Annotated in this window: 19 protein-coding genes; 13 read left to right on the forward strand and 6 right to left on the reverse strand. The window is 61.5% G+C overall.

The window, feature by feature from the left end; genetic code table 11:
- The first annotated feature begins 14 nt into the window (after positions 1 to 14).
- The 6 genes from kdpA (at position 15) to FB009_RS07340 (ending at position 8,743) form a co-directional block, all read left to right on the forward strand.
- Positions 15 to 1,724, forward strand: a complete 1,710-nt coding sequence (gene kdpA, locus FB009_RS07315; protein ID WP_127580496.1) for a potassium-transporting ATPase subunit KdpA — start codon at positions 15 to 17, stop codon at positions 1,722 to 1,724.
- An 11-nt stretch (positions 1,725 to 1,735) separates the two neighbouring features.
- Positions 1,736 to 3,778 (forward strand): potassium-transporting ATPase subunit KdpB, encoded by a 2,043-nt coding sequence (kdpB, locus tag FB009_RS07320; RefSeq protein ID WP_127580498.1) that lies wholly within the window; start codon positions 1,736 to 1,738, stop codon positions 3,776 to 3,778.
- Between the two features lie 2 nt (positions 3,779 to 3,780).
- Entirely contained in the window at positions 3,781 to 4,350 is a 570-nt protein-coding gene (kdpC, locus tag FB009_RS07325; RefSeq protein ID WP_127580500.1) for a potassium-transporting ATPase subunit KdpC, read from the forward strand.
- A gap of 18 nt (positions 4,351 to 4,368) precedes the next feature.
- Positions 4,369 to 7,062, forward strand: coding sequence for a sensor histidine kinase (locus tag FB009_RS07330; RefSeq protein ID WP_127580502.1), 2,694 nt, complete (start codon positions 4,369 to 4,371; stop codon positions 7,060 to 7,062).
- A complete protein-coding gene (locus FB009_RS07335) occupies positions 7,059 to 7,751 on the forward strand; it encodes a response regulator (RefSeq protein WP_127574681.1) in 693 nt (230 codons plus the stop codon). The genes FB009_RS07330 and FB009_RS07335 overlap by 4 nt, the downstream gene beginning before the upstream one ends.
- Positions 7,752 to 7,969: 218 nt before the next feature.
- The gene (locus FB009_RS07340) at positions 7,970 to 8,743 is read left to right on the forward strand and encodes a sulfite exporter TauE/SafE family protein (protein ID WP_011970243.1); all 774 of its coding nucleotides are present in this window, start codon (positions 7,970 to 7,972) and stop codon (positions 8,741 to 8,743) included.
- On the opposite strand, the gene FB009_RS07345 is transcribed toward FB009_RS07340, so the two are convergent.
- The gene (locus FB009_RS07345) at positions 8,740 to 9,891 is read right to left on the reverse strand and encodes a CBS domain-containing protein (RefSeq protein WP_011970244.1); all 1,152 of its coding nucleotides are present in this window, start codon (positions 9,889 to 9,891) and stop codon (positions 8,740 to 8,742) included. The two genes, FB009_RS07340 and FB009_RS07345, sit on opposite strands and share 4 nt — an antisense overlap.
- Positions 9,892 to 10,060: 169 nt before the next feature.
- Between FB009_RS07345 and FB009_RS07350 the strand changes: the two genes are divergently transcribed.
- Complete coding sequence (locus tag FB009_RS07350; RefSeq protein WP_011970245.1) at positions 10,061 to 10,354, forward strand: hypothetical protein; 294 nt, start codon at positions 10,061 to 10,063, stop codon at positions 10,352 to 10,354.
- A 30-nt stretch (positions 10,355 to 10,384) separates the two neighbouring features.
- On the opposite strand, the gene FB009_RS07355 is transcribed toward FB009_RS07350, so the two are convergent.
- From FB009_RS07355 to FB009_RS07370, 3 genes are all read right to left on the reverse strand, one after another.
- A complete protein-coding gene (locus tag FB009_RS07355; RefSeq protein ID WP_011970246.1) occupies positions 10,385 to 10,657 on the reverse strand; it encodes a hypothetical protein in 273 nt (90 codons plus the stop codon).
- Between the two features lie 223 nt (positions 10,658 to 10,880).
- A complete protein-coding gene (locus FB009_RS07360; protein WP_145161507.1) occupies positions 10,881 to 12,614 on the reverse strand; it encodes a peptidoglycan D,D-transpeptidase FtsI family protein in 1,734 nt (577 codons plus the stop codon).
- A 33-nt stretch (positions 12,615 to 12,647) separates the two neighbouring features.
- Positions 12,648 to 15,089 carry a penicillin-binding protein 1A gene (locus FB009_RS07370; RefSeq protein ID WP_164829994.1) on the reverse strand — a complete coding sequence of 814 codons (2,442 nt, stop codon included), beginning with the start codon at positions 15,087 to 15,089 and terminating at the stop codon, positions 12,648 to 12,650.
- Positions 15,090 to 15,287: 198 nt separating this feature from the next.
- Here FB009_RS07370 and FB009_RS07375 point away from each other — a divergent pair, with 198 nt between their 5' ends.
- A complete protein-coding gene (locus tag FB009_RS07375) occupies positions 15,288 to 16,172 on the forward strand; it encodes a LysR family transcriptional regulator (RefSeq protein ID WP_011970248.1) in 885 nt (294 codons plus the stop codon).
- Positions 16,173 to 16,400: 228 nt separating this feature from the next.
- Positions 16,401 to 16,547, forward strand: a complete 147-nt coding sequence (locus tag FB009_RS07380) for a DUF1127 domain-containing protein (protein WP_011970249.1) — start codon at positions 16,401 to 16,403, stop codon at positions 16,545 to 16,547.
- Positions 16,548 to 17,149: 602 nt separating this feature from the next.
- On the opposite strand, the gene FB009_RS07390 is transcribed toward FB009_RS07380, so the two are convergent.
- A complete protein-coding gene (locus tag FB009_RS07390; protein ID WP_024311804.1) occupies positions 17,150 to 17,833 on the reverse strand; it encodes a 5-formyltetrahydrofolate cyclo-ligase in 684 nt (227 codons plus the stop codon).
- 402 nt (positions 17,834 to 18,235) lie between these two features.
- Entirely contained in the window at positions 18,236 to 19,051 is an 816-nt protein-coding gene (locus tag FB009_RS07400) for a LysR family transcriptional regulator (protein ID WP_164829995.1), read from the reverse strand.
- A gap of 742 nt (positions 19,052 to 19,793) precedes the next feature.
- Here FB009_RS07400 and traI point away from each other — a divergent pair.
- From traI to FB009_RS07420, 4 genes are read left to right on the forward strand one after another with little or no spacing between them, the layout of a single operon-like run.
- Entirely contained in the window at positions 19,794 to 20,414 is a 621-nt protein-coding gene (traI, locus tag FB009_RS07405; RefSeq protein ID WP_102045166.1) for an acyl-homoserine-lactone synthase, read from the forward strand.
- A gap of 10 nt (positions 20,415 to 20,424) precedes the next feature.
- A complete protein-coding gene (gene trbB / locus FB009_RS07410) occupies positions 20,425 to 21,402 on the forward strand; it encodes a P-type conjugative transfer ATPase TrbB (RefSeq protein WP_011970254.1) in 978 nt (325 codons plus the stop codon).
- Positions 21,392 to 21,772, forward strand: coding sequence for a TrbC/VirB2 family protein (locus tag FB009_RS07415; RefSeq protein WP_102045167.1), 381 nt, complete (start codon positions 21,392 to 21,394; stop codon positions 21,770 to 21,772). The genes trbB and FB009_RS07415 overlap by 11 nt, the downstream gene beginning before the upstream one ends.
- On the forward strand, positions 21,765 to 22,061 hold the full coding sequence (locus FB009_RS07420) for a conjugal transfer protein TrbD (protein ID WP_011970256.1): 297 nt from the start codon (positions 21,765 to 21,767) through the stop codon (positions 22,059 to 22,061). The genes FB009_RS07415 and FB009_RS07420 overlap by 8 nt, the downstream gene beginning before the upstream one ends.
- Positions 22,062 to 22,068: the final 7 nt, after the last annotated feature.

Consider the following 22,068-nt stretch of genomic DNA (forward strand, 5'->3'; position numbering starts at 1 on the left):
ACGGAGATTTCCCCATGACCATCGTCGGGTGGCTGCAGATCAGCCTCCTCTTTCTCGCCGTCCTCGTCGTCATCAAGCCGCTGGGGCTTCACATGGCGCGGGTCTTTTCCGGTGAGCGCAACGCATTCTCCACGCTTTTCAGCCCGATCGAGCGTGGCCTCTATGCGGCCGCCGGAGTCGATCCGGTCAAGGAGCAGGGTTGGCTTGCCTACACGCTGTCGATGCTGGCTTTCAGTCTCGCAGGCTTCGTCGGGCTCTATGCGATCCTCAGGCTCCAGGCCTGGCTGCCATTGAACCCGCAAGGTTTCGGCAATGTGCCGCCGGGCCTTGCCTTCAACACGGCCGTCAGCTTTGTCACCAACACCAACTGGCAGAACTACGCCGGCGAGACGACCCTCAGCCATTTCAGCCAGATGATGGGGCTCACGGTCCAGAACTTCGTGTCCGCCGCCACGGGCATCGCGATTGCGCTCGCGATCATCAGGGCATTCGCGCGGTCGGCCGCGTCGACGGTCGGCAACTTCTGGGTGGATCTCACGCGGGCCACGCTCTATGTCCTCCTGCCGCTTTCCATAGTCGTGGCTCTCGCATTCGTGGCGATGGGACTGCCGCAGACCTTCGATGGGGCGGTGAACGCGACGACGCTCGAAGGCGCGCGACAGACCATCGCGCTCGGGCCGGTCGCCAGCCAGGAGGCGATAAAGCAGCTCGGCACCAATGGCGGCGGCTTCTTCAACGTCAATGCCGCCCACCCCTATGAAAATCCGACGGCGCTTTCCAACCACCTCAACATCTTTGCGATGCTGTCGATCTCGGCGGCGCTGCTCTATACCTTCGGCCAACTCGTCGGCAACTGCCGTCAGGGCTGGGCCTTCGCCGCGGTTACCGCTTTCTTCCTGATCGCGGGCGTAGGCGTGGTCTACTGGGCCGAGGCGCAGGGAAATACGATCCTGTCGGCGGTCGGTCTCGATCCGGCCGACGGCAATATGGAAGGCAAGGAAGTCCGCTTCGGGCAGGCCATGACCGCGCTTTACGCGACGGTGACCACCGGGCTTTCGAACGGCGGCGTCAACGGCATGCACGGCTCCTTGACCGGGCTCGGCGGTCTTGTGCCGATGTTTCTCATGCAGCTTGGCGAGGTTCTGCCCGGAGGTGTCGGCTCCGGCCTCTATGGCATGATCGTCTTCGCGATCCTCGCCGTCTTCGTTGCCGGCCTGATGGTCGGCCGCACGCCGGAACTGCTCGGCAAGAAGATCGAAGCGCGCGAGATGAAATTCGCAATCCTTGCCGTGCTCGTCCTGCCGCTTACCGTCCTCGGTTTTTCCGCGGTTTCCGCGGTCACGCCTTCGGCCGTATCGAGCATCGGCACTGGCGGCCCGCACGGTCTCTCGGAAATCCTCTATGCCTATACGTCGGCCGCCGGAAACAATGGTTCGGCTTTCGCCGGGCTGACCGGGAACACGCCGTGGTACAATACGACGCTCGGGATTGCGATGCTGCTCGGCCGCTTCGCCTATGCAGTCCCCGTGCTTGCCATCGCCGGTTCGATAGCCGTCAAAACCCGCGTCGCGGCTTCGAAGGGTACCTTCCCGACCGACACGCCGCTCTTTGCTGGTCTGCTGATCGGTATCATCCTTATTCTTGGCGGTCTGCAGTTTTTCCCCGCGCTCGCTCTCGGTCCCATCATCGAGCATTTTGCGATGCTCTCGGGCGAGACCTTCTGAAGGAAATCAGCATGTCTACGAAACCCGTCGCGCCGGCCCTGTTCGACCCGGCTATCCTTCTCCCGGCGGTTAGGGCAGCTTTCGCCAAGCTCCATCCGCGCCGCCTCGTCCGCAACCCGGTGATCTTCGTCACGGAGGTCGTGGCGCTGCTGGTCACCCTGTTTTTCGTCCGAGACCTCGTTACCGGCGGCTTGACACCGCTGTTTTCGGGGCAGGTCGCCGCCTGGCTGTGGTTTACGGTGCTCTTCGCCACCTTTGCCGAAGCCGTCGCGGAGGGCCGCGGCAAAGCGCAAGCGGACAGCCTCCGCCGCACCAAATCGGAGTTGACCGCCCGCAAGCTCCTGTCGCCTGAGGCGCGGGAGGCCGAGGAAATTCCGGCCAGCATGCTGAAGATCGGCGATCTGGTGATCATCGAAGCCGGCGAGCTGATACCGGGTGACGGCGAGGTGATCGAGGGTGTCGCTTCGGTCAACGAGAGCGCGATCACCGGCGAATCGGCGCCGGTGATCCGCGAGGCGGGCGGCGACCGCTCCGCCGTCACCGGCGGCACACAGGTACTTTCCGACCGGATCAAAGTCCGGATCACCACCGCTCCCGGTTCAACCTTCGTCGATCGCATGATCGCATTGATCGAGGGGGCGCAGCGTCAGAAGACGCCGAACGAGATCGCGCTGTCGATCCTGCTTTCCGGTCTGACGCTGATTTTCCTGATCGCCGTGGTGACGCTGTGGGGTCTCGCCGGCTATTCCGCGACCGTGCTGTCAGTCACCGTACTTTCGGCGCTGCTCGTCACGCTGATCCCGACAACGATCGGCGGCCTTCTTTCCGCGATCGGCATCGCGGGCATGGACCGGCTGGTCCGTTTCAACGTCATAGCCACTTCCGGGCGCGCCGTGGAGGCCGCCGGCGACGTCGACACGCTGCTTCTGGACAAGACCGGCACGATCACCTTCGGCAACCGCATGGCAAGCGCTTTCCTGCCGGTGCCAGGGGTCACGGAGGACGAATTGGCCGAAGCGGCGCTGCTTGCAAGCCTCGCGGACGAGACACCGGAAGGCCGTTCGATCGTGGCGCTTGCGACCGGCGCGTTCGGACGGCGCTTGCCCGATGCGGACCTGGATGCGGTCGTTCCCTTTGCCGCAGAAACCCGGCTTTCGGGAGTGGATCACTCCAGCCGCCGGCTACGCAAGGGGGCGGTGGACTCGATCCTGAAATTTGCAGGGCTCGCGGACGGCGACGTCCCGGCCGAATTCCGGCAGTCGGTCGAGAGGGTCGCCCGCACCGGCGGCACCCCCCTCGCGGTTGCTGACGGCAGCCGGCTGTTGGGTGTCATCCACCTGAAGGACATCGTCAAGCCCGGAATCAAGGAGCGCTTCGCCGAATTGCGTGCCATGGGCATCCGCACCGTGATGGTGACGGGCGACAATCCGGTCACCGCCGCTGCTATCGCCTCGGAGGCCGGCGTCGACGATTTTCTTGCCGAAGCGACACCCGAGGACAAGCTCGCCTATATCCGCAACGAACAAAAAGGCGGGCGTCTGATAGCCATGTGCGGTGACGGCACCAACGACGCGCCAGCCTTGGCGCAGGCGGATGTCGGCGTCGCAATGCAGACCGGAACGCAAGCCGCTCGCGAGGCGGCGAACATGGTAGATCTCGACTCCAGCCCGACCAAGCTGATCGAGATCGTCGAAATCGGCAAGCAATTGCTGATGACGCGCGGCTCGCTCACCACCTTCTCGATCGCCAATGACGTCGCGAAATACTTTGCCATCATTCCGGCGCTCTTCGTGACGAGCTATCCGGGCCTCGGTGCCCTCAACATAATGGGGCTGGCGTCGCCGCAGTCTGCCATCCTCTCGGCCGTGATCTTCAACGCCCTGATCATAGTGGCGCTCATCCCGCTGGCGCTGAAAGGCGTCGGCTATCGTCCCGTCGGCGCTGCTGCGCTGCTGCGCCGCAATCTCTTCGTTTACGGCCTCGGCGGCCTCGTCCTGCCCTTTGCCGGGATCAAAGCGATCGATCTTGCCGTCTCAAGCCTCAATCTGGTGTGATCATGCTCAATCAACTTCGCCCCGCACTCGTCCTCACCCTCGCCTTCACGGCGATCACCGGGTTTGCCTATCCGCTGGCGATCACTGGTGTGGCTCAGGTGCTTATGCCGGCAGAGGCGAATGGCAGCCTCGTTCGCAAGAACGGAGTCGTCATCGGTTCCGGCCTCATCGGCCAGAACTTCGCCTCGCAGAGATATTTCTGGCCCCGCCCTTCGGCAACTGTGCCGGGGCCCTACAATGCCGGTTCGTCGAGCGGCTCCAATCTGGGCACGACATCCATCAGGCTGAAGGATCGCGTCGCGGTCGACATGGAGCGCCTGCGGGAAGCGGGCGTGTCGGGCGTCGTGCCCGCGGATGCCGGTACCGCGTCGGCGTCGGGACTCGACCCGCACATCTCGCCCGCCTTCGCACGGGCCCAAGTTGCCCGGATCGCAAGGGCGAGGAGGCTCCGCGAGGCGGATGTCGCCGCCCTCGTTAAGAGAAATGCCCAAGGGCGTCTCATGGGCATCATAGGCGAGCCGCGCGTCAATGTGCTAGAACTCAACCTGGCCCTGGATGCTTCAGGGAACTGACGATTTCCGAGACGCTCTATGCCCGAGAATGATCGCGACCAGACGAGCCGCCCGGATCCCGATGCCCTGCTGGCGCTGGCCAAACAGGACAGGAGGGGGAAGCTGACGCTCTTTCTCGGCGCAGCCCCCGGTGTCGGCAAAACATATGCGATGCTCATGCGTGCGCGGCGCCTCAAGGAAGAAGGCGTCGACATCGTCGTAGGGCTTGTCGAGACCCATGGGCGCGGCGAGACTGCGGCGCTGCTCGAAGGGCTGGAGGTTCTTCCGCTGCGGCACGTGGAGCACAGCGGTCGTACGCTGCAGGAGTTTGATATCGACGCGGCATTGGCGCGTTGCCCGCAGGTGATCGTCGTGGACGAACTCGCCCATACCAATCTCGGCGACAGCCGTCATCCGAAGCGGTATCAGGACATCGAGGAGCTTGTCGATGCCGGCATCGACGTATGGACGGCGGTCAACATTCAGCACCTGGAAAGCCTGGCCGATGTCGTCGCCCAGATTGCCGGCGTAGCCGTTCGGGAGCGTATCCCGGATACGGTGCTGAAGCGCGCCGACGAGGTTTTCCTTGTGGACCTGCCGCCAGCCGAACTGATCCAGCGCCTGAAGGAGGGCAAAGTCTATCTCCCAGAGAATGCCAGTCGCGCCGCGGAGCGTTTTTTCCGGCTCGGCAATCTAACTGCGCTCCGCGAGCTCGCTCTCCGGCGCACCGCTGACCGGGTCGACGACCAGATGGTCGATTATCTTAGGCAGAATGCGATCGAGGGTTCGTGGGCCGCGGGGGAAAGGCTGCTGGTCTGCATCGGACCGGATCGCTTGTCGGAGAAGGTGGTCAGGACCGCGAGCCGGCTCGCATCGGGCCTGAACGCCGATTGGATCGTGATTTCTGTAGCGCGCGCAGATGGAGATGCGAGCACCGAGGCCATGCGGCGACTCGACGCGACCATTCGCCTCGCCGAACAACTGGGTGCCGAGACGCGCCGTATAGTCGGCAGTGATTTCGTCGAAGAAATCCTTAAGCTCGCGCGACGCGAGCACGCAACTCAGATCGTCATCGGTGCCAAGCGCCACCGCTTCCCGCTGCTGCCGTTTCGTCGCTCCCTGCCTGATGCGCTGGTAGCTCGCGCATCTGGGATCGGCATTCATCTGATCACCGACAGGAACGAACCGGCGCCAAAGCCGAAGCGAAAGCATAAAAGAGCCTTGCCAGAGGGCTCCGGCCGCGCCTTGGCCATTGCCGCATCCTCTGCCGCAACGGCGACGGCGCTCGGAATTTTGATCGAGCGCTTCATCGTGCTTCAAAACATCTCGCTGCTCTACCTGCTTGCCGTGCTCGCCTCGGCCGCTTACGCGGGTTATGTCGCCGCGATCGCAGCGGCGCTTATTTCCGTCCTCGCCTATAATTTCTTCTTCATCGAACCAGTTGGAACCGTCACCGTAGCCGAGCCGCACGAAGTGTTTGCGCTCTTCACTTTCCTTGCCGCAGCAATCCTTGCCGGAGGTCTTGCCTCGCGCGTTCGCGAACAGGCGAAGACAGCGAGCAGGCGGGCGGCGGCGACGCAGGCGCTTTACGACTTCTCCCGCAAGCTTTCCGGCACCGCTAACGCCGAAGACGTGCTCTGGGCCGCCGTGACCCAGATACAGGCAACGCTCCGGCGCAACGCCGTACTTCTGCTTCCGGCCGGCGGGGAGATCGAACCGGCGGCGGCCTGGCCGCCGGATACCGAACTTGGCGTCAGCGACATGACGGCCGCCCGGTGGACCTTCGAGAGGAACGAGGCGGCCGGCAATGCCACGGGCACGCTGCCGAACAGCCCGTTTCAGTTCAGGCCTCTCAGGAGTCCGCATGGAATTGTCGGCGTCTGCGGCTTCCTGCAGGACGACAAGCCGCTGGATATAAGCGAGGAACGGGCGCTTGCCGCCATCCTCGACCAGACCGCGGTCGCCGTCGACAGGGCGCGGCTTTCGCGTGAAAGCCTCGATCAGGCCGCCCGGCTGGAGGGGGAGAAGTTCCGGCAGGCGTTGCTTTCGTCCATTTCTCATGATCTCAGAACGCCGCTGGCGACGATCACCGGAGCGGTAACGAGCCTTCGCCAATTGGGCGAGCGCATGCCTCCCGAAAGCCGCGACGATCTGCTCAAGTCGATCGAGGAAGAGAGCGGCAGGCTCACGCGCTTCGTCGCCAACCTGCTCGACATGACCCGGGTCGAGGCCGGCACGATCAATGCCAGGCGCGACTGGGTCGATGTGGCGGATGTCGTGCATTCTGCAGTGGAACGCGCGCGGACATATTTTACAGGGCGCGTGTTCGAAACCAGCATTGCTGCCGATCTGCCGTTGATTCGGGGCGACAGCGTGCTGTTGGGACAGGTACTCTTCAATCTGCTGGACAACGCAAACAGGTTCGGCGGCGACGAGGCGATCAGCATCTATGCGCGCCGGGAGGGGGATGAACTCGTGCTTTCCGTTACCGATCTCGGCAAAGGGATTGCGCCTGACGACCTCGATCATGTGTTCGACAAATTCTTCCGGAAGGGAAAGCCGGACGGGCGCTCGCTCGGAACCGGGCTCGGTCTTTCGATCAGCAAAGGCTTCGTCGAGGCAATGGGCGGGCGGATCAAGGCGGAAAGTCCGGCACTGAAGCGACGCGGCACCCGCATCAGCATGCGGTTTCCGGTTGCTCGCACCGGAACGGCTGACAAGGGTCGGGAATGACGGTGGAACGTATACTCGTCGTCGACGACGAACCGCAGATCCAGCGGTTCCTGCGTCCGGCGCTCATCGCTGCGGGTTACGACGTGGTGGAGGCGGCCGACGGGACCCAGGCGCTTAAGGCGGCCGCGACTGCGGCGCCCGACGTGATCATCCTCGATCTCGGGCTTCCTGACATGGACGGCAAGGATGTCGTCGCCAATATTCGCGCCTGGTCGCAGGTGCCGATCATCATCCTTTCCGCACGGGACCGTGAAAGCGAGAAAATCGCGGCGCTCGATCTCGGCGCCGACGACTATATCGAGAAGCCCTTCGGCATCGGCGAGCTGACGGCGCGCATTCGTGCGGCATTGCGCCATCGCATTCAGATGGAGGGGGGCCAGGCGCAACTTTCGGCCGACGGTCTCTCTATCGACATGGTCAAACGCGCGGTCACCCGCGACGGCGAACCGCTGCGGCTGACGCCCAAGGAATATGATCTGCTCGTCATGCTCGCGCGGCACGCCGGACGGGTGGTCACCCATAAGACGCTCCTCGCATCCGTCTGGGGTGTGGCACATGGCGAGGATCTACACTATCTGAGGGTCTTCATCGGCCAGTTGCGCGGCAAGATAGAACGCGACCCAGGTCGTCCTAAGGTCATCCGTACCGAGCCGGGCGTCGGGTACCGTTTCGTCGGTGACGAGAGCTGAATGGACCTGCGTACCTCGTAGGTAGGGCGGGACGAGGAAAAGTCTGTGCGGTTTTCCGTATCCCGCTCTGATTTGTTCGAATTGATCACGTTCATGTTTTTAGGTCGATCCGGCCTCGAGACTTTGTGATCTGATGATGGGCCAGGTTGCCTCCGTGTGCCACCGCACATGTGAGGCCATTTTTTCGAGGCGGCCGGGCCGCCAGCATGGAGCTGTTCATGGAGGAATTTCTGCTGTTTGCGCTGGTCGGCTTTCTCGCCCAGGCGATCGATGGCGCTCTGGGCATGGCATATGGTGTCATCTCTTCGACGGTGCTTCTCGCCTTGGGCGTGCCGCCCGCTCAGGCATCGGCATCGGCCCATGCGGCGGAACTGTTCACCACCGCCGCTTCCGGGTCGGCCCATCTTTACCACCGGAATATCGATTGGAAGCTGTTCTGGCGGCTCGTCCCTTTTGGCGTCGTCGGCGGAATGCTGGGTGCTTTCGTGGTGACCTCGTTCGATGGAGATCAGGTCAAGCCTTTCGTCACAGCCTATCTCGCAGTGATTGGGGCCTGGCTGCTTTATCGCTCCTTCCACCGCATTCCAACAAAACCGGTCAAGCTGAGAATCGTTGCGCCGCTCGGTGCAGTCGCGGGATTTCTGGATGCCGCCGGCGGCGGCGGCTGGGGGCCGGTCGCCACCACCGGTCTGCTCGGCGCCGGCGGGCAGCCGCGATTTGTCATCGGTACCGTCAGCGCAAGCGAGTTTCTGATCGCCCTGTCTGTATCACTAAGCTTCCTGGCCACAATCTTGACCGGTCATTGGGAGCAGGCCGGCGAGTTCCGCGACTATCTTGCTTCCATTGGCGGGCTCATCATCGGCGGCGTGATGGCGGCTCCTCTTGCAGGATGGGCCGTCAAGGCGCTGCGGGAGAAAACGCTCCTGCGTCTCGTCGGATCCATGATCGTGCTTTTGGCCGGCTATCAGACGCTGGAGCTCACCGGGTTCTAGATGCCCTGTCCGTGGCCTCGCATGATCTCGGACGCACCGTTCTGGGAGATGCTTTTGGCCAAAGTCGCGAGCAGGTCGGTTTGGGATATGATGCCCACGACCTTTTCGTCGTCGTCCAGTATGACGACGGCATGTGTCATGCCGTCCGTCAGGCGGGGGAGCAGGCTGATCGCAGGGTCGGACGGGTTGGCGGTGGCCGCCACGGCAATCGGCAGTTTGCTGCCGGGTTCCTTGCCGGCCAGCTCTCGCAGGCCGACCGTCCCTTGCAGTTTCCCGTTTTCGTCGAGCACGGGAAGTGTTCGAATATCATGCTTCAACAAGAGGTATCGTGCATGGTCCGGCGTCGTGTCGGCCGGAACGGTTACGACGTCGCGGGACATGATGTCGGCACATGTCAGCTCTCCCCTCTGTCTGATGAGGGCCTGCAGTTCGACTTCCCTCAAGAGAGCATCGATGTCCGCGCGGCTGACGTCGAGTGTCTCGTTCAAGCGTGCTATTGCGAGATCAATGTCCTCGGAATTGAAGCCGACCCGAAGCGCAGGCGGGGGATCGGCCGTTTCATGCGTGTTCACTGGTGCAACAGCCGGTCGGTGCGGATATTGGCGCCGCGCCATCCGGTGGAATACGATGCCCAATCCCACAAGGATCAGGGAGTTGATGGCTACCGGTATGAACGGGAACCAGAAACCCGCGCGCGCGATCGCCGCTCCACCTATCACCGCTGTCAGCGCGGCGGCGCCTCCAGGGGGGTGAAGCGACCGCGTGAGCGACATGGCAAGGATCGCCAGGGCAACCGCAAGGCCGATGGCGACCATCTGGTCCTTCACGAAATAGCTCACGGTGACGCCGATCAGGGCGGAGATCGTGTTCCCGCCGATGATCGACCAGGGCTGCGCAAGCGGACTGGCCGGAACCGCAAAGAGCAAGACCGCAGAAGCGCCGATGGGGGCAACGATCAACGGCAGCTGAGGATCGTCGCCGAAGATGAACCCGCAGACGAGACCGGTCAAACAGATGCCGATCAGCGCTCCGAGACAGCCGATAAGGCGCTCTTTCAGCGTTGCGCCCGCCAGGATCGGGGAAAACAGCTTAAACCTGGGCGAAGACCCTGGCTTCTGAACATTATCGGGTGGAGGCGGAACAATCATTTCGGGGGGCGTCAGATGCAGTTGCTCATTTTTCGAAGCTTATGTGCCTATAAAAAGAGCGAAGCAATAGGCCGATCGGATTTCCGTGTCGTTCCGATCGATATTTTGGAGGCCAGAAGTTGGCACGCAAATTGCTCCTCAAAGGCGAAACAGTTGACACGGGTGCAGCTTGGACGTCTTCGACATCTCCTCCGCTCTGATCTGGCTCGCTCTTGGATTGAGCGGCCCCGCGTTTCTCACGGCTTTTGCCGATCAGCCACGTGGCTGGAAATCCGCCGCCGAAACGACTGTCGGGACCAGTGTTTTCGTCGCAGCATTGGGCCTATGTCTTTCTGCCGGAGCCTTTGTCGCGACCGCGGTCGCTGCTCCCGTAGCACTCGCCGTCGCCACAATGTTTCGACGAAACTGCCAACGGCTGCCGATGTTGGCGGTCTCGATTCTCTGCCTGGGTATCTATCTCTAAAGCCCCATATAGCCGCCGATTGCAGGCGCTTCAGTCAGGCGGATGCCGAGTCGCCTCGTCGCCGGGTGCCGACGGTTGAATAGTTTCAATTCGACTTGCTTCGGGCTGGCCGTCGGGCTCGATCGGCTCGGAGAGCGTCCCGATCGGCTTCGCCGCCAAAGCTTTCAGATCTTCTGCGAGCCCGGCAAGCTGCGCGGCAAAGTCCAGAAGGTCCGAAGCGGCGCACTGCGCCGCGGTTTGCAGGAGGTCCGGGGCCGTTGCTGCATCGTCGGCGCTAACGTTTTCGCGGTCGCTCATATCCATTTCTCATTGCTGGAGTCGCAACTAAGATAGACCCGCTCCGCCGTGGTGAAAATTGGGACAAAAGGCCGATGTCCGCACCTCGGCGGGAAGCGGAGGACCGTCGGCCGTCTCGCTCGGATCGGCGGCTGACAGCCATCAAACCACGAGCGCCCAGTAAACCACGGGCGCCCAGTAAACCACGGGCGCTCAGTGCCGGGCCACTCACCAATCTGGCTTAATCCGTTTATCTGGGCCGGAGCAGCCAGGTTCGTGCGGCTGCCGTCCCTCGCGAACCGGGTTCTTCGGTCGCGGCGGGAACCGCTTGGACAGTGCCCGCGGGCGGCGGAAAGGTGGGCGCAACGAGCATTGGGAGGATGCGCTGGAATACGGCGCCGCCGAACGGCACCGCATTCCAGCCCGAGGTTCGGTTGCCATATGTCTCGGGCAGTCCGCGGGGCTCGTCCAAAAGGGTGAGCAGCAGGTATCTGGGATTGTCCGCCGGTACGATACCCATGAAAGATGTGACGTTGAGCTCCCTGGAATAGCGGCCCCCGACCACTTTCTCGGCTGTGCCGGTCTTGCCGCCGATTGCGTAACCGGGAACATTGGCTCTCGTTGCAGACCCGACAGCGGTGTTGAGGCGCAAAAGATGGCGAATTGCCTCGCTGGTGTCCGACGACACGAGATCCTCCGCTATCGTCCGTTCGGAAACGGGGCTGTCCTTTATGAAAGTGGGCCTGATCAGCCTGCCGCCGTTCGCCAGAGCGGCCACCGCAGTGCTGGCCTGCAGCGGCGTAACGGCAATCCCATGGCCGAATGAGACCGTTGCCGTCGCCACCTCACTCCACGAGGATGGCAGCAGCGGTGCGGCGCTCTCCGGCAGTTCGGTTGCAAGCGGCGACAGGGCTCCGAAGCGTCCGAGGAATGTCCTCGACGCTTCCGGTCCGAGGGCCAACGCCATTTTCGCCATGACGATATTGGAGGAGTGCACGAATGCTTCGGGAATGGTCAGCGGTCTGTACTTGCCGCGATAATCATGGATGCGCATCCTCCCGAAATTCAAAGGCTTGCTCGCATCCACCACCGATTCGAGATTGAACCGGCCCGATTCCAGAGCCATTGCCGTCGTCAGAGCCTTGAAGGTCGATCCCATCTCGAAGACGCCAGCAGTAACGCGGTTTATTCGGTCTGGCTTGAATGCATTCTCCGGATTGTTCGGATCGAAGTCCGGATAGGAGGCGAGCGCGAGAACTTCGCCATTGGTGACGTCGAGCAGGAGCCCGGCACCCGCGGCAGCCCCGAATTTCGTGATGGCCTTGCCGAGCTCCTGCTCCAGTGCGTATTGGACGCGCAGGTCGATCGACAGCTCGACCGGTTGGAGTTCACGTCCCTTGAGTTCCATCCCGGCACCGCGCAGGTCCGCGAGCCAGTTTGCATCAATCCACTTTTCAATACCCGCAATGCCCCGATTGTCGATGTCCACGGCGCCAAGGATATGGGCAGCCAATGAGCCGTTCGGATAGAGCCGTCGGTTTTCGGGGCGAAAGCCGATCGCTGCCAATCCTGAATCGATGACAGCCTGCTGCTTGTCCGGAGTTATCTGCCGCTTGATCCAGGTGAAGGCGTCTTTGCTATGCAGGCGCGAATGGAGATCCCGGGCATCGAGTTCGGGGAAAAGCCCGGTGAGTTTTTCAACCGCCTCGTCCAGGTCTGGGATCGACCGCGGCTCGATAAAGAGCGACGCGATGGGTATATCGGTCGCGAGCAGCTCCCCGTTTCTATCGACGATTGCGGGCCGGCCACCTGGAGCCCGGTCATAGGTGATGCTGATCCCGAGGCTCGCTTCCTGCTCCATTCCGAGCTGGACGAGTCGCAGAAAAATACCGCCGAATATGGCAGCAAACGCCGCCATGATGCAGATGATGCGCACCCGTCTGCTGTGTGCCCTGCTCCGAAGGGTGAAGGCGTGCTTCCTCATTTGGGATCCTCGGCGAGATAAGAGACGGCAGGCTCAATAGAGGCCCTGCGGGGCGGTCAGTAGCTGCTTGCGCAGCGCTGCGGGCTTGTCCTCGTCGCCGTTTGCTCCGAACCCGTCTATGACGGGACACTCGGTCGAACACGGCGCGGTTCCCGGCTTGAATGCCTCGACGATCCCGCCGGGATCTGCAGAAGCGGCAAGCCTGCCTGTGCGGCGATCCACGGTTGCGAAGGTCAAGCCCTCTGGAACGGGGAAGTCGATGGCAGCTTTGCCGCGCAGTGCCGTCTTCATGAAATCGATGAAGATCGGGGCTGCCAGTCCGCCGCCCGTTTCGCCATAGCCCATCGGCTTCGGCGTGTCGTATCCCATGAAAACGCCGGTCACGAGTGTCGGGGTGTAGCCGACGAACCAGACGTCCTTCTCGTCGTTCGTGGTGCCGGTCTTGCCGGCGATTGGAACCCCGAGCTGCGCCACCTTGTGCGCCGTCCCATGTTCCACAACACCGCGCAGCATCGATGTCACCTGATAGGCGGTCATCGGGTCGAGCACCTGCTCGCGGGTATCGCGAAGCACCGGCTCTTCCTGATGCTGCCAACTTGCGGCGTTGCATTGATCGCAATCGCGCTGGTCGTGACGGAAGATCGTGCGGCCCTGGCGGTCCTGAATGCGATCGATCGCCGACGGCGTCACGGAGCGTCCGCCATTGGCAAGGACCGCATAGGCCGCTACGAGCCGCATCAGTGTCGTTTCACCGGCTCCGAGCGACATCGGCAGGTAGGGTGCGAGTTTATCGTAGAGGCCGAACGCCTGGCCGTATTCGGCAACGACGTCCATGCCGAGATGTTGCGCGAGGCGAACGGTCATCAGGTTGCGGCTTTTCTCCAGCCCCGTGCGTAAAGTGGACGGACCGCCGAATTTTCCGTCGTAGTTCTTGGGTCTCCATATTCGGCCTGTCCCGTCCGGCTTCGCAATGGGCGCATCCGCGACCAGCGTCGCCGGAGTGTAGCCGGTATCGAGAGCGGCCGCGTAAACGAACGGCTTGAAGGCTGAACCGGGCTGGCGGGATGCCTGCGTCGCGCGATTGAACCGCGACTGCGCGAAGGAGAAGCCGCCAACGCTCGCCAGCACGCGCCCCGTATGCGGGTCCATTGCCACGATCGCACCCTGCACTTCCGGTATCTGCCGCAGGAGAAAACCACTTTCCGCCTCCTCGACATAAATGACATCGCCTGGCGAGAGAACCTGCAAAAGGGAGTCCGCCTGCCTTATTTTGCCCGTGGCGGAAAGTTTCAGTGCCCAGCGCATGGACCTGCTGTCAATGAAGCCCGTCACAGGACCTGGCGACGATCGCCCTGAACCAGGATCCGCATTTCTAAGCCCGATCCGCACGCCCTCGTCCGAGCAGGAGAGGACCGTCGCGAGCTGCCACTCCTTCACATCCGCCAAGGTTTCCTGTTTCTCCAAGGCGGCCGCCCAGTCTCCGGTCAGATCGATATGGGCGAGCGGCCCCCGGAATCCTCGCATCTGATCGTATTCGACGAGGCCGGCCCGCAACGCCTTGAGCGCTGCCGCCTGAAGCGCCGGGTCGAGCGTCGTGCGTACTGAAAGGCCGGCAGTATAGAGCGCCGCCTCGCCATATTCCGCGGCAACCTGCCGGCGAACTCCCTCGGCGAAGTAGTTAGCCTCTGCCATAAGGGGGATCGCGGCTCGAGGCTTTACGCCCAGAGGTCTCGCCATCATATCACGTGCTTCCGCGGCGCTGACGAAGCCGTTACGTTGCATCTGGGCGATCACCCAGTTGCGCCGGCTGATCGCGCGTTCGGCATGTCGATAAGGGTTGTAGTTGTTGGGTCCCTTCGGCAGAGCAGCGAGATACGCTGCCTCGGCAACGGTCAGTTCGCTGACGGATTTGTCGAAATAGGTTAGCGCACCGGCGGCAATGCCGTAGGCTCCGAGCCCGAGGTAGATGTCGTTCAGGTAAAGTTCCAGGATCCTGTCCTTACCGAGTGCGTGCTCGATCCGAATGGACAGCACCGCCTCCTTGATCTTGCGTTCGAGGGTGCGGTCCGAAGAAAGCAGGAAGTTTTTGGCGAGCTGCTGCGTGATCGTGGAGGCGCCGATCAATCGTTGACCTGATCCGGCATTCATCGCGTTGGACCAGGCAGCCTTGGCGACACCCAGGACATCAATTCCCGAATGCGTATAGAAGCTCTTGTCTTCCGCCGAGAGAAAGGCGCCCTTCACGCGCTCCGGGATCGCGGCGATGGGCAGGAACAGACGCCTTTCCCTGGCATACTCGGCAAGCGGCGTTCCGTCATAGGCGTAAAAGCGCGTCATGACCGCCGGCTCCCATTCCGCAAGTTTGCGGTGGTCCGGCAGGCCCCTTGTAAGATCCGAGAGATAAACGGCGCCGATACCGAACGCGGCCAGCATCGCGGCCGATATGATGCTGAAGATAAAACCAATGCGCTTCATGCCGATCCCGACAGCTTCATGCCAGACAAAAACTTGGCACAGGAATAGGCGCCGCCGTCGCGGAAGCGGCGAAAGCGGTGACTGAAAGCCCTGTGGCGACTTGAACTGCGGCGAAGATGACAGAAGCGTCGGCACTCGACAAACGAGCAATATTGCGGGTAGGCATGAATCAGATTTGGCCTTAGCGAAACTGATTCCATGGAACTCCCCAAGCTGCCCCTCAATGCACTACGTGCCTTCGAAGCATCGGCGCGCCACTGCAGCTTCACGCGTGCCGGGCTGGAGCTACGGGTTTCGCAGACGGCAATCAGCCATCAGGTGAAGGCGCTCGAGGATCTGCTCGGCGTCAAGTTGTTCCGGCGATTGCCCAGGGGCCTTGCCCTTACCGATGAAGGCTCAGCCCTTGCCCCGGTTATGAGCGACGTGTTCAAGCGCATGTGTGCAACCGTCAGCCGCTTCGAGGAAGGGAACTTTCAGGAGGTTGTCACCGTAGGCGTTGTCGGCACCTTCGCAGTCGGATGGCTGATGGAGCGGCTATCGGACTTTCATGATGCACATCCGAACCTCGACCTCCGCATTCTGAGCAACAACAACCGCGTCGATCTGGCTGGCGACGGCCTGGATTTCGCGATCCGGTTCGGGGACGGCTCATGGCACGGCACGGAGGCGATGCACCTGATCGCCGCGCCGCTATCGCCGGTCTGCTCGCCTTTGATTGCCGCCCGGCTGGTTGAACCGGCCGACCTTGCCCGAATCGAGCTGCTGCGTTCGTATCGGTCCGATGAGTGGGCGCAATGGTTTCAAGCGGCGGGCAGCCAGTCTCCCGTTCTGCGCGGCATGATGTTCGATACCTCGCTGGCACTGGCGGAAGCGGCCGCGCGAGGCTTCGGTGCGGCCCTCCTGCCGGTCACCATGTTCGAGCACTATATCGAGACGGGGCGTCTGGTGCAGCCTTTCGAGGTCACCGTAGCGGCGGGTGACTACTGGCTCACATGGCTGAAGTCACGCCAGTTCACCAGAGGCATGCTGGCATTCAAGAGATGGCTGAAGGAGCAGTTCTCCGGTCCTTCCGCCGACCTGTAGAAGCCGGGTGGCCGGAGATCGTCTTGGCGCAAAAGCCAAGGCACCTTTTTGTGTATCGATTACCTGCCGCAGACTGATGGGACCAGGGACCATTGCACGCGGTGCATGGGTGGCGTGATGCAATGGCGCTACCGCTGCGTCGGTAGGAAACCTATATTCGCCTTATCGAACGACGCCGGAGCCGAACAAGGTTGCTGACGTCCACAGACCTCAGGAAAGGGGATCATCATGAACGTAGCACGCTCCTTGAACAACTGGCGCAAGTACCGTCAGACAGTGAACGAACTTGGCCGCATGACCAACCGCGAACTGGACGACCTCGGTATCAACCGGGCCGACATCCGCAGCGTCGCCCGCGCTTCGCTCGCTGGCTGACAGCGCAATAAACCATCGCTTCGCAAGCGCCCGCCCGATGAGGCGGGCGTCTTTGCGTTCGGGCATCTGCTATTAAGCCTTGCACTTCGTGCATTGCTGCATTGCAGCAAAATACATAGAAACTGACCGCAACCATTGTATGATTGTTTTCAACGAAGCGATGCACCTCCTCCCGCAGAGCTTCGTGATTCAGGCGGCCCACTCCTCCTCCCAGGGACGTCTGAAGGACCAGCGGCACTCCTCCTCCCTGTCGCTGATCGGTTCTTTTAGGAAAGCCTGCCGCACCTCCTCCCGCGGCAGGCTTTTTCGTTTCTGGCGTCCACGTCAACGGTAGGTCATGGAATTCGCTCGGCAAGGGGAGCGTGTTCGAGTTGCTTGAGCAGTTGCTGCCGGTCAGCGAACGGTCGCACATCAGGTCGAGGATCTTCACAGCGACGGCGACACCCTCCCTGCTGGTAGGCGAGATGTGATGAATTGCACACCAATCGTCCAGCGCCGACCGCATGACGGCAACGTCGTCCGGCCTATAAGTCCCCTGGGCCATGTTATCCTCCCTCGAACGCAACGAAGTAAGCGTTTCTTGATCACCCAACGTGTGCAAATCACCGCGTGGCGCTGTAACCATCAGTGGTAGAGTCGGTTACCACGACGTCCATTCGAACGTCGTGGTTCTGTGGGTATATCGTTCTTATTCTTGCCTGCGCGAAGCCAACGCCCATCACCCGCCGCTTCGCTGTCATTCCGGCCAGCGTCCGGTCGTAATAGCCCCCGCCATAACCGAGGCGATAGCCCGATGCGTCGAAGCCCACGACCGGTGCGATGACGATATCCGGCGTGCATGAATGAGGCGTGGCCGGAACGGGTATGTTCCAGATGCCACGGGTCAGCTTGTCCCCCGGCCGCCAGAGGTGGAATTCCAGAGGCTGCTCCTTCTGAACAACCACGGGAAGCGCACATTCGCCGCCTTGGTCGGATATTTGCCGCATCAACGGTCTGAGGTCGGGTTCACCCCGAAAAGGCCAGTACAAACTGACTACAAGGCCGCGCATATCTCCGATTTCGGCAAGTATGCGATTGACGATCTGCGCTTCGCACATTGCCCGATGGTCGGGAGCCATTGCCAGGCGTTCAGCGATTAGGCGAGCACGTTCGCTTTTCCGCCACCGCCTGACATCGACATTGTTCGTCCGGTCGGATGACAGGCCGGCATAGGCCGGGTCGAGTTCGTGCATCAGGCATGGCGGCGAGGCGAAAGCCGGGGGAATATCGTCGTCCTCGATGTCCATGCTTGTCGCTTCCTTTTCAATCTCGCTCAAGGCCATGTTCAAGCCCTTTTAGGGCGGCACCACGGAACCGAATGCCGTGTCGGACGCGCGCTCTAGGCTGCGGCCGTGACCTCAGCGCTGGCAGATTTGGACCTTCGTTCGTGCATCGCCGCTTCCATTCAGTCTACGCAACATTGCCGGTCAAGCTCAGCCTTGCACGCACCTCGAGGGAATTGATGAACCGCCTCTCTTCATCGAAAAGTCGGTGGTTTGGCCCGATCTGAATAATACAGGGTTCTCTCGTACCAAGATGCCAAGGCCGTTCCCCGCTGACAAACGAATTGAATTGCTGTTTGACCGCAAATTTTTTGCTCTTATTTTGACCGGCGTAGCGTAACGGAAAGCTGCCTACGTGCGCCTGGATCACACGTTGCCTTCGGAGATTGCCCGTAATCCCGCAAGTGCCGGCCCCAAGACACCCTCATCGGCGTTCGCGGATCTAACCATATACACCGGATAGGAGTATTGCGGCATTCCAGGCACCAGGTGAAGCTGGCCCGCCGCCAGATGCGGCTTCACTGCACTCATTCTGAAATAGCCACAGCCGCCGCTCGCAAGAACATAGCTGAGCGCCAGGGGGCCGAAATCGAACGAGAGGTCAGGTTCGACATCCGGAAAGTTCATGTCGCGATGCAGCGCGAAGTCAGGCCCCCAATCTGTGTGAACATAGCTTGTCTTCTTCAGGCCCATTGCGGGATCGCTTGTCGCAAGCACAAGCTTTTCTTCCATCAGCAGATCGATTTCGAGGCCCGGGCGATGTTGAGGTGCATACATGATCGCCGCATCGACCATTCCCGAAGCCACCTGGTTGATCAGATCCCGTGGCACGTCCACATGTACGCGAAGCGCGATATCCGGAAGAGACTGCCGGATCCATCTGACCCAATCTAGCAGCAGTGGTTGCGCAAGCGTGAGTTCGCTGCCGACCGTCAGCACCGCTCGGTGTCCGGCCGGCACCGCGACCTGTTGACGCGTGCGCTGCCAGAGTTGAACGAACATTGGCGCGTGGCGAAGGAACTGCTCGCCAGCCGCGGTGAGAGACGCTCCGCCCTTATTCCGAACGAATAGTGGCCGGCCGAGCAGTTGTTCGAGGGTGCGAACCCGCGCGCTCACTGTCGTCTGAGCAACATTCAAGCGCTCGGCGGCGCGAATAAAACTGCCCGTCGAGACGATCTCCAAGAAAGTGCGGCGAGTTCAATATCCATTGAAAGACAGCATAAATACTGCTCTTAAGCGCCGATCAAATTCCTTTGCTCAATACTAACGAGGCCGTGAGCTCAGGTAAATCCATCAATGCGCACAGTGTCAGTCCACCAGGGCTTGGCCGGGGCAGCTTGCTGTTGTCAGCCAAGTGTGAGAATGCCGTTTCAGCCGGGCTCGGCATCTTTTGATGAGCAGCCGGCTTCTCAAATCGGCTGCCTCTGCGAGGCATCTTGATCTGCGGATTGGCGATTGGTCCTGATCATTGTTCTGGCTCGCAGCATTTTGAGCATCTCGAAGCCATTATACCTGCGTAGAGGGTGGCGCGGCTGGTGCAGCACCCGCTCGGCGGGTCTGGCCTCGATTGGACGCCCGGCACACAGAATGAAACCCGGTCGGTAGCTTCCGCTATCATGCCCATGTGGTGCATGGCAACTATGACGCTGGTCGTCAACTCCTCGTACAGTTTGTGCAAAGCGAAATGCTCCGCGGCGGATCTCAGATCGGGCGCCATGGTCGGTTCGTCCGCCATGACAAGTTTCGGCGATACCGCGAAGCGCAAGTGCTCCCCACGACACTCTGGCGCATGCCGCCCGAGAACTTGTGCTACCGCCATCGTCCTTTTGGCGGCTACCTCAAGCTACCTTGTCGGATTCAACAACTGCAAAGCGATTCTGATCCGTGCTCATCTTTGCGTCGAATCGAAACGACGGAGAAAAGCATGCAGGTAATTGCAATTTCCGCGCAGCCGGATCTTCGCGCGAAGCAACTTCTCGAACAGCATCACAGGCTCCGAGCGCGGGTCTTTTCCGATCGGTTGGGCTGGGCGGTCTGCGTTCTCGACGGACTGGAATCGGACGCTTTTGATGATCTCGAGCCAACCTACATCATCGCTGTCTCGGACAGCGGCCGGGTCGCAGGATGCGCCAGGCTCCTTCCGGCAATCGGCCCAACAATGGTGGCTGAGGTCTTCTCCTCACTTCTCCCGGACGGACGGCTGAAAGCTCACCCCCAGATGATCGAAAGCTCCCGCTTCTGTGTCGAAACGGCTCTAGCGGAGGGAAGGGCAGGCGGCTTGGTCCATGAGGCGACGCTGACTATGTTTGCGGGCATCATCGAATGGTGCATGGCGAATGGTTACACCGAGATTGTCGCGGTGACCGATCTCCGATTTGAGCGGATCCTCGCCCGCGTCGGATGGCCATTGCAGCGTTTGAGTAAGCCCAAGACGATCGGTCCCACGATAGCCGTGGCCGGCACGCTGCCGGTCACAGCGGACAACTTTCTCAGGCTTCGCCCTTCCAACTATCGCTCTGAACTTGCCCCTCCCTGCCGATTTTAAGGAGAGATCCGTGACCCAGCTTCGTTCTCACCCCCGACTCGTCCGCAAGCTTCAGGAGGCACTCGGCGATCAGCTCTGCGTCGCCCTGGATGACGCGAGTGTCGTTGAGATCATGCTCAATCCAGACGGAAAGTTGTTCATCGACCGGTTGGGCGACGGTGTTGCGCTTGCCGGGGAAATGTCATCAGCTGCTGCTGAAATTGTTGTCGGTACAGTGGCGCATGCGCTCCAATCCGAGGTCGACAGGGAACAGCCGATCATCTCCGGTGAGTTGCCGATCGGTGGTCACCGTTTCGAGGGGCTCCTTCCCCCGGTCGTGGCAAGGCCTGCCTTTGCGATTCGGCGCCGCGCCTCACGCCTCATCCCCCTCGAAGACTATGTCCGCACCGGGGTGATGACCGAAGATCAAGTCTCGACTATCCGAAGTGCAATTTCCTCGAGGCTCAACATCATCATCTCCGGAGGGACCGGTTCCGGCAAGACGACGCTTGCAAATGCTGTCATCGACGAGATCGTCAAAACCAGGCCGGATGATCGCCTCGTGATTCTTGAAGATACCGCGGAAATTCAGTGCGCGGCCCAGAACGCCGTTCTTCTACATACCAGTGATAAGGTCGACATGGCGCGGCTCCTTAAGAGCACCCTGCGCTTGCGTCCCGACAGGATCGTCGTGGGCGAAGTGCGCGACGGCGCGGCCCTAACGCTACTCAAGGCCTGGAACACCGGTCATCCCGGTGGGGCGGCTACGATTCACTCCAACACCGCCATGTCGGCGCTCCGCCGTCTTGAACAGCTGACGGCCGAGGTAAGCCAGCAGCCAATGCACGAGGTTATTGGAGAAGCCGTCGATCTGATTGTTTCGATCGAGCGCACGCCCCGCGGGCGACGCGTTCGCGACGTCATCCGCGTCGAGCGTTTCGCCGGCGGCGAGTATGAGATCGAATCCGATCAGCTCACGGAAGAACAGGAGGCGCGCCATGTTGCATAAGCAAGCACTCATCAGCTTTGTTGCAGCCGCCAGCCTTCTCATAGCTGTGGTGCCGGCGCTTGCGAGTTCAGGTGGGGGCGGTCTTCCGTGGGAAGGGCCGCTAGAGCAGATCCAGGAGTCGATCACGGGCCCGGTCGCTGGATATATTGCCCTTGCGGCCGTCGCCATCGCTGGCGGAATGCTCATTTTCGGCGGCGAGCTGAACGATTTCGCGCGGCGACTTGTGTACGTCGTTCTCGTGGCTGGCATCCTGCTCGGCGCCACTGCCATCGTTGGTCTGTTCGGCGCGACTGGCGCCTCGATCGGGACTCCAGACGAGCAGATCGCCAAGCTTGGGTCGAACGGAGGAGGGGAGAAAGCTCATGTCTAATTCCCTCGGTCTGCAACGCAACCGCGTTCATCGCGCGCTTTCGCGCCCGAACCTCCTGATGGGCGCGGACCGGGAGCTGGTTTTGATCACCGGGCTTGCGGCCGTGATCCTGATCTTCGTCGTGCTTACGATTTATTCGGCGCTCTTCGGTGTCGCAGTCTGGATCGTGATCGTGGGCTTTCTCAGGATGATGGCGAAGTCCGATCCACTGATGCGACAGGTCTATTTACGGCACATTTCCTACAAACCCTACTATGGGGCGACTAGTTCGCCGTGGCGCCGATCCTGAGGTGTCG

This window comes from Sinorhizobium medicae, assembly GCF_007827695.1.
Classification (GTDB): Bacteria; Pseudomonadota; Alphaproteobacteria; order Rhizobiales; family Rhizobiaceae; genus Sinorhizobium; species Sinorhizobium medicae.